Origin of the sequence: Acinetobacter sp. CIP 102129 (assembly GCF_000368305.1) — a bacterium.
In the GTDB taxonomy this organism is placed as follows: domain Bacteria; phylum Pseudomonadota; class Gammaproteobacteria; order Pseudomonadales; family Moraxellaceae; genus Acinetobacter; species Acinetobacter parvus.
Genome location: NZ_KB849341.1, coordinates 285121 through 297719 on the forward strand (window position 1 = coordinate 285121; position 12599 = coordinate 297719).

The following is a 12599-nucleotide window of genomic DNA, read 5'->3' on the forward strand; positions in this document are numbered from 1 at the left end:
AAATATGGTGGGGGCGAAGAGACTCGAACTCTTACACCTTGCGGCGCTGGAACCTAAATCCAGTGCGTCTACCAATTTCGCCACGCCCCCGATGGGTATGCATATTAGTGAGAAACATCCTTGATGACAAGTGTTTCTGTTAAAAAAACCAATCAAATGAACATATAATATTCAAATCAAGTATTTATGTTTATTTTTACAGCAAAATAGTCGAGTTTAGACAGTCTTTTGCCTCTGAAACAGACTTAAAACGCTGTTCAACCTGCTTCTGTATCAACCCATTCAGTAAGGGCAAAAAGTATTCAAGCTGTTCAGGAAGCTGGATATACAGTTGCTGGCAATGCAATACCGCCCATTCATGATAGGTTTTAGCTTGTAATTTTATTTGAGTCAGCCATTCATAGACAATAATACCAAAGGCATATAAATCACTCTGAACTGTTTTCCTTTCTGCATGAAAAAGCTCTGGCGCCATATAGTGCGGTGTGGCAGTTAAATTCTGGGTTGCATGAGGTGATTTAAAGCTCTGCTCAAAATCAATCAGCTTACAGCTATTTTCATAGCAACGGAAATGTTCAATTTTAAGGTCGCCATGCACCCACCCTAGTTGGTGCATATTTTCCAGTGTTTCCAATGCCTTTAATATTTGCTGCTGAATTGCTTGCACATCGCTGGGCACACAGTTAAAAAAATTTTCTGTATCCACCAGAATCAGCCCTTTTCCAGTGGAGGCAAGTTCATGAAACGGCGTGTTTTCTTTAAACTGAATGATTTGATGAGGAACAATAAATTGCTTTCTGGAGATTGAATTCTGCCGATAAAAATCCAGCTCATTTAGAAAAGTATGTTCTAAGACCTGATGAATATGGGCTTGATGAAATTTAAGCCAATATTTTTGCTGTTCGATCTGGAATGTATATAAACGCCGTCCAAAGGCATAACTTTGGGGTTTGGTTTTTAATACAAGATCATCCAACCGAAGTTGCGAATCAAAGGTCCACGTAATAAAACTCATTCTGCTGCTTTTCTGCCTGTTTGCGTAATGACGCTAAACAATGTTCAATGGTTTTACCAATACGCGCATGGGTTTCAATAGAAGCGATTTTAGGCCAGGTCGCCCGCTCACCCTCCTGCTGCAAAATCTTAAACAACTTGGGACGAGGGTTTTTGAGCATATAGCCATAGTGGCGCAGTCCATATTTGGCAATAATATTAACATCCCCATAATAGCGCTGTCCTAAAATACCATAACCATGATCCAGGGCACGGCGAATCGGGAAAAATCTTCCCACATAATGGCGGGTTAAATCCATCACATCCAGTGCAATGGTTTTACCCTGATGACGGATAATCCGCTCAGGCCAGCTCAACACATCATTACGATAACGCTGTAAGTCACTCTGCATAAATGGAACAATATGCGGATTCACCTGACTAGCAATGGTGTAGTTGATATTATACAAACGAGCCATTTTTTCTTGTGGAAAATCACTACGCATACTCCCATCCACCCATTTGGTGTTTGACATATAGGGCGTATGCTGTCCATCGTAGCGCTTGCTGGTCAGATGAACGGGTGGAAACAGAACAGGAACCGCGCAGGAAGCCATCACCGCACTCCAGACCAAAGCATTCGGCGCAGTCAAGGCATTGAGGATAAGCGGGTTTTGTGATGCATTGTAAGGTGCAACTGCAATATTGATATGCAGACCAGAACGCTGATACGCCTCTGCAAAGGTCAGGTCTCCCATATTGTGAATCAGGAATTTTTTAAGGTACATCACATCGGCAATACCGCCATGCCCCTTAATGAGTTCCATCACCTTTCTAAAACGAAATGCTTCATGAAAGAAATGCTTTCCTGTCAATAATTCTGGAATTTGATCAGCGGATGAGGTACCCAACATCCCCGTCATGATTGCGCCCGCACTTGAACCTGACAGCACTTTCGGCAACAGGTCCTGTTCCAGCAATGCCTTACACACCCCAGTATGAAACAGTCCCAGAGTTGCGCCACCAGAAAGCATCAAGGCAGGCTGACCATAGGCTTTCTGACATTCCTCAAAAAACTGGATTTTCTCCTTGAGCTGAAACGTTATACATTCGCTGGATGCCAAATAACGCAAACAGTCACTCACCTCATCCACATAGTTTTCGATAATTTTTTTGGTGCCGATATACGTTTCAGCAAATAACATGGGATGGCCAATATTGGCAAAATCGTAGGTTAGTCCATCCCTCAATATATAGATCAGGTCAAGGGTACGGTGATGCAGCCGATATCTTTTTAGCAGGTTGTAACGCCTGGATAAAACTTCAGCATCAAAATAAGGCGATTCATTGTGATATTTCCATACTTCCCTGCCTGATTCCTCGTCCAATTTGAGTGCAATTTCCCTCCATTCTTCATAAGAGCTGGCATGTTGTAATTGCTCCTGCAACATATCTATTCTATATGTTTGATATGTATTCTTTTTTTCTTGGACCTTATTTAACATTCGTTATCCTGATGCGCATCATATTTTTCTAATCCTGCACTTATACAATGCAAAAACCTATTGTAATAATCAAGGGTAAAATCAGCTTATTTCCATATTCTTGATGATATTTTCTTTATTTTAACTATAGCAGTGATAGTATCCCTATTTATTGATCACTGAGTTTGGTTTGTATTTATGGCTATCCTTGATTTACCCGAATCTATTCTCCAGTCATTATCCAGTGTTTTAACACAACTCCAGCAAGTCCTCCCTGCCCCAAAGCAACCCACTGATTTTTCAGCAATTGCTTTTCGCTGGGAAAATCAGCAACTGGTCGCAATTCAACAAACTAAAAAAATGTATCTGGAAGATTTAAAAGGAATTGAACGCCAAAAAGACAAGATTATCCAAAATACCTTGCAGTTTTTAAATGGTTTCCCCGCCAATGATATTTTGCTGACAGGTTCCCGTGGTACAGGCAAATCCTCCATTGTACGTGCCCTGCTCACGGCGTACTCAGCACAGGGTTTACGCCTGATTGAAATTGAACGTGATGATTTATCAGATTTACCAAAAATTCAAAAACTGATTGCCGAGCGCCCAGAAAAGTTTATTGTCTATTGTGATGACCTGGCCTTTAATGCGGAAGATGAAAATTACCGTAGTTTAAAGAGTGTTTTGGACGGTTCGCTTCAATCTGGTTCAACCAACTTCGTTATTTATGCAACCAGTAACCGCCGCCACCTATTGCCTGAATTTATGCACGAAAATACACCAGTGCGCAAGGTTGATGTGCCGCAATATACCGAGTTGCATCCACAGGAAGCGATTGAAGAAAAAATCTCACTTTCTGATCGTTTTGGACTATGGCTTTCATTCTATCCAATGGATCAACAGCTCTATCTGGACATTGTGGAACATTATATTCGCAAAGCTGATCTGGAATATAATGACACAGTACGGGCTGAGGCACTGAGATGGTGTCAGGCACGAGGACAGCGTTCAGGCCGTGCGGCATATCAGTTCTCAAAACACTGGATCGGTTCGCAGCAGTTAAAAATGGTATAATTCACTCAAATAAAAAGCCATCAATTGATGGCTTTTTCATCTCAAAAATTTACGGTACTGCTTTTAAATCCAATCCATCAATAATATATAAAGTATTACTGTCAATTTTTTTCTTATCCTGATCTAAATATTTCTGCTCCAGAACACCATTGGTTACCCATAGTGCAAAGTCATCATCATTGATTAAACCTAAACGCTTATCATCAATCAGCCACAACCCTTCCATTTTATCATGAGGGAATTTGACTTTCTCAATCATATCTAAAACCAACGTTTTTGTTGGGGGTAAAATACCCTGTGTTTTTAACCCATCCCAACCTTTTGCTAAAACATATTGTTCTAAAGTCTGTCCATCAATGGTTAAACCCAGTTTAGCATCCTGTTTAATCTGAGCTGTTTCAGCAATATCTTCTAAATTGGTTGCATTACGCAAATCAATTTTATAAACACGTTTAAAAGCGCTTGGATTATCTCGATAAAAATCTCCATCTCGCTCTAAAACTAAAAAGCTGGTATTACTTAAAGCTGTAATTGCAGAGTTGGAATAAGCTTTTGCTCCACCTTCCTGTTTATATAAATATTGCTTCACCTTTTTAGTTTCTAGATCAATAGTTACAATACGGGTTAAGTCTGATTTATTGACTGCTGTTGTTGGATTATCCATCGTGGATTGCATAATCCCCACCAGGGTTTTCCCATCTGGTGTAATGGTTAAACCTTCCATACCACGATTCGGGCGGCGATTGGCAAATTCCGCAGGCAGTAAATAACCACCAATACGGCGGGTATCTTTTTCAAAAGCATTAATACGGTCTATTTCTACACCATTGGCATCATAATGAACAATATGTGGGCCATATTCATCACTCACCCAAAAGCTACCATCTTTCATGGCAACCAAACCTTCTGCATCTAGACCATATTCATCTGTTTGACGGCTTAATAATTTGCCATAAATGTCGTAAGCTGCTTCTTTGGTTGCACCAAAATTGGCATTAGGTAGGCCCGAAATATTTTGCCCATTACGATCCTTAAGTAAAATTTCCTTGATCTTTTTCAGTGTGCCATTGGTTTGTACTTCAAATAGACCAATACGCGGCACATATGCTGGATCAGGAAACATCTTGCCATTGTCTTTATTTAAGTTGTAATCGGCATTGGGGCCTCGATCTGTAATGGCATAAAATTGGTTTTTATTGGTTGGATGCGCCACCAGATCAGAACCGAAACCACCTTGTCTAAACTCAATGGTATTGCCTGCCTTTGCCCCATCTGCAATACCTTTCAGATGATCCATCACCTGATAAGTGAGCTGCACACCCCGAGCGAAAGCATTTTCTGTGATACAACTCGGCGTGGTTTGCTGAATTTCATCAGTCTCTAAAATTCCATTATTATTTTTATCTTGCCCTGTCAATTTAACTGTTCCACCCAACCAGCAATCTCGATCACCAAAGTTTAATGTCTGCTCGGTACTTAACATTTTTGCTGTATTTTGATTGTCATCATGGTCACTGCCACAGCCCATTAATGTAAAACTGGTAATAATTGAAATCAATAATACTTTTTGCTTCATGATAATAGCTACCCCATAAAATTACTGCTGTAGCCTAATCTTTCGAAATGACAAAACCATGACCATTGAATGACAATTCTTAAAATCATGTAATAACTGACCAAGCTTTTAATTAGGGTCTATTGACATTTAAAACATGTACTTTCATTCTTCTTATTATTCAGATATTAATTTAAATCTCGATGCAGAAAAATAAATTTTCTCTGCATCAATTTTTTATTTTATAGATTATCAATATTCTTTTGCCAACTTTTCCAATGTAATGAGCATTTTTTTCACGATAGCTCTTTTATGTTGCAACATATTCTTGATATTCGCTGGATTGAAACCTGTCAGTTTTGCAATACCTCGACTGGTCATGTATTCACCCGTTTTTTCAAAGTGCTTTTCACTTAACTCTGTTTTGGCATTAGAGAAACGAACTGCCAGCTTATAATCATTAAACTCAGACCAGGCACCAGTTTTATATTCCTGAAAATCAAATTTATTCTGATGGGCGGGTTTGTCGCGAAGAATATTGTTCAAGCGATTGACCACAATTTTTTCTTCACTGTCTTCTATCAATTGATAAAGTTCAGTTTCCTCAAAAGTTCGCCCTAAAGAAATATCCTTTCTAAACTGCTCAATCACTTTATCATTTTTTTCTTTATTTTCATTAGATTGGATAAGATTTAGAATCTTAAACAGAGACTCTAATCGACCACAGGTAAAAACATAAGAAATTTTCAACTTCTGAACTCCGCTAATGAGTTTTGGCTCATCAAAATAAATAATTTATCCAATACTTTAACACAATAGCGTTGATTCCAAGCCATTGCCATGTATATAAATAATGGTTTGATTTTTAAATAAAATAAGAATGTAAACCGACCTAAAGCCTAACAACCAACAAGAATCATCAATTCCATTTTCAGGTTGGTTGCAACTCAGTCATCGGCCATCTTGGCGTTGTGGTGACAGCCAAACCATCATGCTGCCCAGCCTTTAAACGTTGATAACCTGCGAATGCAATCATTGCGCCATTATCGGTACATAAGGCAGGTTCAGCATAATAAACCTGCGCCTTAATTTTTTTCAGTGAAGTTTCCAATTGCTCACGTAAACGCAAATTTGCACTGACCCCGCCTGCAATCACCAAACGCTTTAAACCTGTTTGCTTTAAGGCTTTAACCGATTTTTTAACCAATGTATCGACAATTGCTTCCTGAAAAGAGGCAGCAACGTCAGCATCACGGTTTTCTTCACCCAGTTTTTTCAACTGCACAGAAACCGCTGTTTTTAAACCACTAAATGAAAAATCCAAACCTTGATGCAACATTGGACGAGGAAACTCAAATGCTAGGGCATCCCCTTGCAATGCAAGTTTTGCGATGTTTGGCCCACCTGGATAAGGTAGCTTCATCATTTTTGCGACTTTATCAAAGGCTTCACCTGCTGCATCGTCAATTGACTCACCCAGTAATTCATATTGACCAATACCGTAGGCTGCCATCAACTGTGTGTGCCCACCAGACACCAATAATGCAACAAATGGAAATTCTGGGGGAGTCTCTGAAAGTAATGGTGCAAGCATATGCCCTTCCATGTGATGCACACCAATTGCAGGCTTATTAAGGGCAAATGCTAAAGTACGACCAAACAATGCGCCTGTCATCAAGGCACCCATGAGTCCTGGACCACGCGTATAGGCAACCGCATCAATTTGGTTTTTCTGAATACCACTTTGTTCAAGCAGTTGATTGATCAGGGGAATCATTTTACGGACATGGTCACGTGAAGCCAGTTCTGGTACGACACCACCATATTCAGCATGCAGTTTGATCTGGCTATATAAAACCTGTCCACGCAAGCCGAGTTCACTATCATAGAGTGCCAACCCAGTTTCATCACAGGAAGTTTCCAAGCCCAAAACAATCATTTAACTGCCTTTACATCGTTTAAAAATAATGTCGGGGCTATTATAGACTTGTGATCTGAGTTGTAAATGAGTAAAATAGTGCACTTCACTTGTGATCTGGCGTAATGGTACGTTAGGTCTATCCCATCATCTTAGAGGATTTTACATGCCACAAGTTAAATTGAAAGAAGGCGAACCAGTAGACGTAGCTATCCGTCGTTTCAAGCGTTCATGCGAAAAAGCGGGTGTTTTAGCTGACGTTCGTAAGCGTGAGTTCTATGAAAAACCAACTCAGGAACGTAAGCGCAAAAAAGCTGCTGCAGTTAAGCGTTATCAAAAGAAATTGACTCGCGAATCTGTACGTACTACTCGCCTTTACTAATTAATTTGTGATTGACTGCTGATATGACCACTTTAAAAGACCAGATTACCGACGTATTAAAATCATCTATGCGTGCCAAAGACATGGCAACGGTAACGGTTATTCGTGGTGTACAGGCAGCGATTAAGCAAATCGAAGTCGATGAACGCATTGAGCTTGACGATGCTCAGGTTCTTGCGGTCATTGAAAAGCAAATTAAACAACGTAAAGAATCGATCAAGGCCTTTTCTGGTGCTGGTCGAGATGATTTAGCTAGTAAGGAACAAGCCGAAGTTGAGGTTATTTCTCAATTTCTACCAGCCGCTATGACTGAGGAAGAACTTGATTCTATCATTGAGCAAACGATTGCTGCTCAAGAAGCTACTAGCATGAAAGATATGGGTAAGGTGATGAATTCTCTACGTCCGATCATAGCCGGACGTGCCGATCCTGCACAAGTTTCTGCCAAAATTAAAGCAAAATTAAGCTAATTAGCTTAAATCCTCTTTATTTATATCCGCTATTTATTTCTAAATTGGATTCATTTTTAACAATGAACCCAAAGTTTTTCGACTATTTAAAATCACACTGAACATTATATTTAGCAAGCATCTGCATCTCTTTAGACTCAACCACTTGTTTAATTAAATCCTGCCTGGTCATACCTGCATATTGCGGTGGTAATGATGAACGGTTTTGTTCAATTGCACCTGACATATCCTGAATATAACGCTGGTTAATGCCACAATATTTAGCTTGTTGCTCAGGACTAAATTGAGTGAGCTGAGGGTCTAGGCTACGCAAGAATCCACGCAAGTCCTGTGCATAGCTTTCCCTGATTTTATGTACAGCATTGACATATTGCTCAATGGATGCAGCAAAACTGTTCCCCATACAACCCGTCATCAAAATAATAAAAACAAACTTCTTCATAAATCTTTTAACTTCATCAATGAATATGACTTATCACTAGCATTTTATCTTAATTCAATAAAATCTGGCTTATGTTCAGTAAAAAATTCTTCTTTCGGTGCTGGAAGATGCCCCTCCGTCACCGCTCCCAAACGCAAGCGGATGATATTCGGTAAATCGGTACGATAAGAATAGATTGGACTGGCACAATGTTGTGCAATAACACAAAATACTATTTTCGATTTCCCCACATAGACACTGCCCTTTAATCATTTCTATTTCTCCTAATTTTTAAATTTTCATACGGCGATCATCTTGCATCTGTTTCAAGCGTGAGTCAATTTTTGCTGACATTGCCAAGTTACCTTTTGCCAAACGTTGGGCATGTAGCATGGATTTAATCGCATTTTCTTCATAACCAGACCAATATTCAGCTTCCGCACGATAGCACAGCACATTTACTGCTTGCAGTGGTGAACTTTTATCAAGATTGGTCGCCTGCTGTAAAAGCTGCCATCCCTGTATATCACGCTGATTTTTTCTTATAAAGCGCTGTACCAGAGTTTGTGCCTGATCAATCTTGCCTTGGCGGATTAAAACCTCAACCAGTTTATAGGATAAAGCCCGATTTTCAGGCATGGTTTTTTGTAGTGAACTGATGCTGTCATATGCCTGATCGAACTTGTTTTGTCCCAGATAAATATCGGTTTGAATCAGGGGAATCAGAATATGCGATTTTAATTTTATCTTGACCAGATCAAGGTTGGACTGTGCCTGAGTATAGTCTCCCTGCATCAGATAAAACTTGCTAAGCGCCAATAAGCCCGCGATATTCTTCTGATTGGCCAGTGCCTGTAACTGGATTTCTGTCGCCTGATTTGAGACAACCTGTGTGTACCATTTTAATATGTCAAAATCGAGATCATAGATTTTAGACTTGACTTGAGGCAACTGATTGGCACGTAACCGCGCCTCACTCATACGTTCTGTAGTAAGTGGATGGGTAAGCCAGAAATCAGGCAAAAAACTAACTCGACTGGTTGCCCGATGCATGGTTTCAAAATAATCAGCCATGCTTTGTGGATTATAGCCTGCCGCGTACATAAACTGCATGCCGATACGGTCAGCCTCACGTTCCTGATTCCGACTATAGCTGAGTTGCTTGTCCATTAAGGCAGCCTGCGTTCCAAGCATGACGGCGGAACCCACATCACTATCTGCCTGTGAGGCAATCGCAGCCCCGACAATAATACCAGCCAAGGCCAATAGCCCCTGTCCCTTAAATGCCTCTTGCGAACGGCTATAATGTCGTTGTGCGACGTGTGCTATTTCGTGCGCCATTACCCCTGCAATCTCATCAAGATTTTTAGCTGAGGTAATGAGTCCCGTATTGAGTGCAAATAAGCCACCTGGTACAGCAAACGCATTGATCTGAGGGTCTTTAATAATCACCAGTCCAATCGGTTGCCCTAGTTGGGTTTGACTTAAAATACCTGAGAATACCTGTAGAAACTGATCTTCCAGCCACGCATCCTGAATGGTGGGCATCTGGCGATGCACTTCACGATATACCTTTTCACCAATGAGCTTTTCTTTTTGTTGATCAAGCAAACCAATACCGCTTCCAATGTCAGGCACTTCTGTTTGACCCATATTTTGCGTAGGCAAAAAAATCTGGGTATGGCTGAGTTGGGTGGTGGCAAAAAGGCCACATGCGAGCAATAAAGATCTCAAGTGGTTTCTCTAAGGTATGAATAAAAAATGACTATAGCATTGAAAATAGGAGAAATTTGCAACGAAGTGTTATAAAAGGCAGGAAAATCCCGCCTTAGTTTATATTTTTGAAATCAACCAAACTATTTGTTATTCGCATAGCGTTGGTCAACGCTAAATTTTTCAGGATGCTTTGCATTGATTTCGGCATAAAACGCCATGATCTCCGCCATATCCTGTTCATAGTTTCCTGTTGGATAGACAATTTTTCCAACCCCTGTTTTTTTCTTGGCATAATCCATATAGGCTAAAGCAATCGGTACGCCTGCCGTCATGGCGACATGGTAAAAACCCGTTTTCCACTGCTCCTGTTTTGCCCGTGTCCCCTCTGGTGTCACCAGCATCACCAATTTAGGGTGCGTTTTAAACAGGTCACTCATCAGTTGAACCATGCTTGGACGTTCCTGCCCCGCTTGCTTCACACTACGGTCGATCCCGATACCACCCATTGCACGGACAAAAGGCCCAAATGGCAGTTTCATGTAGCTGTCTTTAATGGTTAGACGCACATTGACACCCAATGCTTTCAATCCCAAACGCGCATATAAAGCATCCCAGTTACTGGTATGCGGCGCAGCAATCATGACACACTGGTCCACATTCAGGTCCCAGTGATTATCCAGTTCCCACCCCATTAAATTTAAACTTTTCTCAGCCAATTTCTCAAACACAAGCAGACACCCCAAAATAAATTACAAAGGGCGCAAGTGTAGCAATATTCACCAGTTTAAAAAGATGCTGTAGATGAATAATTCAGCAATAAATTTGTAAGCATTTATTCAAATTTTGGATTGACGAGATAACGGGGTGTACGATCTTCTAAAGCATCAATTAGGTTCTGATAGGCCAGATCGACCATTTTCTTGCGCGTTTCGGCAGTAGCTGAACCAATATGCGGGGCAGTCACAACATTTGCCAGTTCAAATAATGCAGAGCTTTGTAATGGTTCTTTGGCATATACATCCAAACCCGCAGCAAAGATTTTATTTTGCTGCAACGCATCAATAAGCGCATTTTCATCGACCACAGAACCACGTGCAATATTGATAAATACAGCATGTTTCTGCATCAGGTCAAACTGCACCTCTCCAATCAGTGCCTGTGAATCATGATTTAAGTCAACCGCAACCACAATAAAGTCAGACTGCTGTAGAAGCTGGTCTAAATTACGATATTGCGCATTGAAAGCCTGGGCCACCTCAATTTTTTCACGGCGGTTATGGTACAGAATATTCATGTTAAAGCCATAAAAGCCACGTCTTGCAATGGCTGCGCCAATATGGCCCAGACCAATGATTCCCAGCGTTTTACCAAATACATCCACACCAAATTGTTCAGTCGAAACGGTACGCTTCCATTGCCCCTGTTTGGTCCATGCATCCAGTTGTGGAATCTTACGTGCTGCACTCAAAAGTAAGCTAAAGGCTAAATCGGCGGTGGTTTCGGTAAGCACATGCGGGGTATTTGCCAGCCAGATTTTTCGCTGATTCAGATAATCCACATCATAATTATCATAACCAACGGAGACGGTCGAAATAATCTTGAGTTTTTGTGCAGGTGCCAGATTGCTTTCATTGAGTAAACGTCCTGCACCAATCATGGCATCGGCATCAACCACTTCAGTACGGATTTGCTCATTGATCTCACCGAGTTTTGGGTTAAGCACCACCACCTGATAATTTTGCTGTAACCGTGCTAGAACATCTTGATCTATTTGGCTGAATACGACAACTTTCTTCATTGTTACAATTCCGATCTTTTATTGCATCAGTTGCCACAGTCGTCTTTTTAATAAAGGCTGGGCAATCATTTCTTCTAAACTTGCTAAATGTAGAATATTAGAGTGCTGGATAAAATCGAGATGACCTAGACATAGAATCTTTTTATTCATGGCAGTCGCATCCAGAAAGCCCTGAATATAGGAGGGCAAGCCGCGGCTTTCCTGAAAATCAGCCAATGGAAAAGGCCATTTTAACTCGGCATACTGCCCCAGTTTCGCTTTCTGAATATTGTGCCAGAGTTGTTGCTGTGTTTCATTGAATCGACTGCTTTCCACTAAAATTGCACAGCTTTCCAGAATATACATTTGCAACTCAAAGCTTTGAAGCTGTGTTGTGACAATAACCTGCTCTTTGTCAGGTATCATCTCAACAGCTTTGGGTTTTACAATGATTTCAGCATTATTCCGCGGTTCAACCATCGTGATCGGCTGAACTGGTTCATGCTTTATTTGCAGCTCAGGCTTGTTTTGTACTGGCGTTTCGAATTGTATTGGCAAGGACTGAATCTGTTCAGCCTCTTGATCTCGCCATAAGCTCGGCGCGATATTTTTTTCGCATACGACTTCTCGAGGAATCCAAACATCTATTCCCAAAGTTGCCAGTATGTTTCGCTGCCGCCCGATCATCTTCGCTATTTATTCCTTTCATCTATCAGGATGTGCAATGTCAAAAGCATTTATAACATTACACTCAATTGCCTATAGTCTAGCATAAACCAGCTCACCCTAAATGGCTTGCTTTTGTGTAATCA

The 12599-nt window shown here is 40.8% G+C and carries 13 protein-coding genes, 1 tRNA gene and 1 pseudogene; 3 read left to right on the forward strand and 12 right to left on the reverse strand.

Going from position 1 to position 12599, the window contains the following annotated elements:
• Positions 1 to 5: 5 nt before the first annotated feature.
• The 3 genes from F973_RS09445 to F973_RS09455 all read right to left on the reverse strand — a co-directional run bounded on the left by F973_RS09445 (position 6) and on the right by F973_RS09455 (position 2498).
• A tRNA-Leu gene (locus F973_RS09445) sits at positions 6 to 90 on the reverse strand.
• 106 nt (positions 91 to 196) lie between these two features.
• A complete protein-coding gene (locus F973_RS09450) occupies positions 197 to 1015 on the reverse strand; it encodes a protein kinase domain-containing protein (protein WP_004761448.1) in 819 nt (272 codons plus the stop codon).
• Complete coding sequence (locus F973_RS09455; RefSeq protein ID WP_004761449.1) at positions 990 to 2498, reverse strand: DUF3336 domain-containing protein; 1509 nt, start codon at positions 2496 to 2498, stop codon at positions 990 to 992. The genes F973_RS09450 and F973_RS09455 overlap by 26 nt, the downstream gene beginning before the upstream one ends.
• A gap of 177 nt (positions 2499 to 2675) precedes the next feature.
• On the opposite strand from F973_RS09455, the gene F973_RS09460 reads away from it, so the two are divergent.
• Positions 2676 to 3548, forward strand: coding sequence for an ATP-binding protein (locus tag F973_RS09460; RefSeq protein WP_004761451.1), 873 nt, complete (start codon positions 2676 to 2678; stop codon positions 3546 to 3548).
• A gap of 49 nt (positions 3549 to 3597) precedes the next feature.
• Here F973_RS09460 and F973_RS09465 read toward each other — a convergent pair whose 3' ends face one another.
• The 3 genes from F973_RS09465 to tsaD all read right to left on the reverse strand — a co-directional run bounded on the left by F973_RS09465 (position 3598) and on the right by tsaD (position 7042).
• Positions 3598 to 5124: an esterase-like activity of phytase family protein gene (locus F973_RS09465; protein WP_004761452.1), complete on the reverse strand. Its 1527-nt coding sequence runs from the start codon at positions 5122 to 5124 to the stop codon at positions 3598 to 3600.
• A 231-nt stretch (positions 5125 to 5355) separates the two neighbouring features.
• Positions 5356 to 5853 carry a hypothetical protein gene (locus F973_RS09470; protein WP_004761454.1) on the reverse strand — a complete coding sequence of 166 codons (498 nt, stop codon included), beginning with the start codon at positions 5851 to 5853 and terminating at the stop codon, positions 5356 to 5358.
• 181 nt (positions 5854 to 6034) lie between these two features.
• Positions 6035 to 7042, reverse strand: coding sequence for a tRNA (adenosine(37)-N6)-threonylcarbamoyltransferase complex transferase subunit TsaD (tsaD, locus tag F973_RS09475; RefSeq protein WP_004761456.1), 1008 nt, complete (start codon positions 7040 to 7042; stop codon positions 6035 to 6037).
• A 145-nt stretch (positions 7043 to 7187) separates the two neighbouring features.
• Between tsaD and rpsU the strand changes: the two genes are divergently transcribed.
• Entirely contained in the window at positions 7188 to 7403 is a 216-nt protein-coding gene (rpsU, locus tag F973_RS09480; RefSeq protein ID WP_004652785.1) for a 30S ribosomal protein S21, read from the forward strand.
• 23 nt (positions 7404 to 7426) lie between these two features.
• A complete protein-coding gene (locus F973_RS09485; protein ID WP_004677044.1) occupies positions 7427 to 7873 on the forward strand; it encodes a GatB/YqeY domain-containing protein in 447 nt (148 codons plus the stop codon).
• Between the two features lie 82 nt (positions 7874 to 7955).
• Here the strand turns inward: F973_RS09485 and F973_RS09490 are convergent, their stop codons facing one another.
• The 6 genes and pseudogenes from F973_RS09490 to F973_RS09515 form a co-directional block, all read right to left on the reverse strand.
• Positions 7956 to 8315, reverse strand: coding sequence for a hypothetical protein (locus tag F973_RS09490; RefSeq protein ID WP_004761457.1), 360 nt, complete (start codon positions 8313 to 8315; stop codon positions 7956 to 7958).
• 44 nt (positions 8316 to 8359) lie between these two features.
• A pseudogene (locus F973_RS09495) lies at positions 8360 to 8567 on the reverse strand (hypothetical protein).
• An 18-nt stretch (positions 8568 to 8585) separates the two neighbouring features.
• Positions 8586 to 9968 (reverse strand): M48 family metalloprotease, encoded by a 1383-nt coding sequence (locus tag F973_RS09500; RefSeq protein WP_228127466.1) that lies wholly within the window; start codon positions 9966 to 9968, stop codon positions 8586 to 8588.
• Between the two features lie 182 nt (positions 9969 to 10150).
• The gene (locus tag F973_RS09505; RefSeq protein WP_004761462.1) at positions 10151 to 10738 is read right to left on the reverse strand and encodes a 1-acyl-sn-glycerol-3-phosphate acyltransferase; all 588 of its coding nucleotides are present in this window, start codon (positions 10736 to 10738) and stop codon (positions 10151 to 10153) included.
• 104 nt (positions 10739 to 10842) lie between these two features.
• Positions 10843 to 11808 carry a 2-hydroxyacid dehydrogenase gene (locus tag F973_RS09510; RefSeq protein WP_004761465.1) on the reverse strand — a complete coding sequence of 322 codons (966 nt, stop codon included), beginning with the start codon at positions 11806 to 11808 and terminating at the stop codon, positions 10843 to 10845.
• A gap of 18 nt (positions 11809 to 11826) precedes the next feature.
• Positions 11827 to 12474 carry a hypothetical protein gene (locus tag F973_RS09515; RefSeq protein ID WP_004761467.1) on the reverse strand — a complete coding sequence of 216 codons (648 nt, stop codon included), beginning with the start codon at positions 12472 to 12474 and terminating at the stop codon, positions 11827 to 11829.
• Positions 12475 to 12599: the final 125 nt, after the last annotated feature.

Bases quoted from the DNA above. Each gene is read 5' to 3' on its own strand.
- F973_RS09450 (WP_004761448.1), bottom strand. From the start codon at position 1,015: ATGAGTTTTATTACGTGGACCTTTGATTCGCAACTTCGGTTGGATGAT.
- F973_RS09455 (WP_004761449.1), bottom strand. From the start codon at position 2,498: ATGTTAAATAAGGTCCAAGAAAAAAAGAATACATATCAAACATATAGA.
- F973_RS09460 (WP_004761451.1), top strand. From the start codon at position 2,676: ATGGCTATCCTTGATTTACCCGAATCTATTCTCCAGTCATTATCCAGT.
- F973_RS09465 (WP_004761452.1), bottom strand. From the start codon at position 5,124: ATGAAGCAAAAAGTATTATTGATTTCAATTATTACCAGTTTTACATTA.
- tsaD (WP_004761456.1), bottom strand. From the start codon at position 7,042: ATGATTGTTTTGGGCTTGGAAACTTCCTGTGATGAAACTGGGTTGGCA.
- rpsU (WP_004652785.1), top strand. From the start codon at position 7,188: ATGCCACAAGTTAAATTGAAAGAAGGCGAACCAGTAGACGTAGCTATC.
- F973_RS09485 (WP_004677044.1), top strand. From the start codon at position 7,427: ATGACCACTTTAAAAGACCAGATTACCGACGTATTAAAATCATCTATG.
- F973_RS09490 (WP_004761457.1), bottom strand. From the start codon at position 8,315: ATGAAGAAGTTTGTTTTTATTATTTTGATGACGGGTTGTATGGGGAAC.
- F973_RS09510 (WP_004761465.1), bottom strand. From the start codon at position 11,808: ATGAAGAAAGTTGTCGTATTCAGCCAAATAGATCAAGATGTTCTAGCA.
- F973_RS09515 (WP_004761467.1), bottom strand. From the start codon at position 12,474: ATGATCGGGCGGCAGCGAAACATACTGGCAACTTTGGGAATAGATGTT.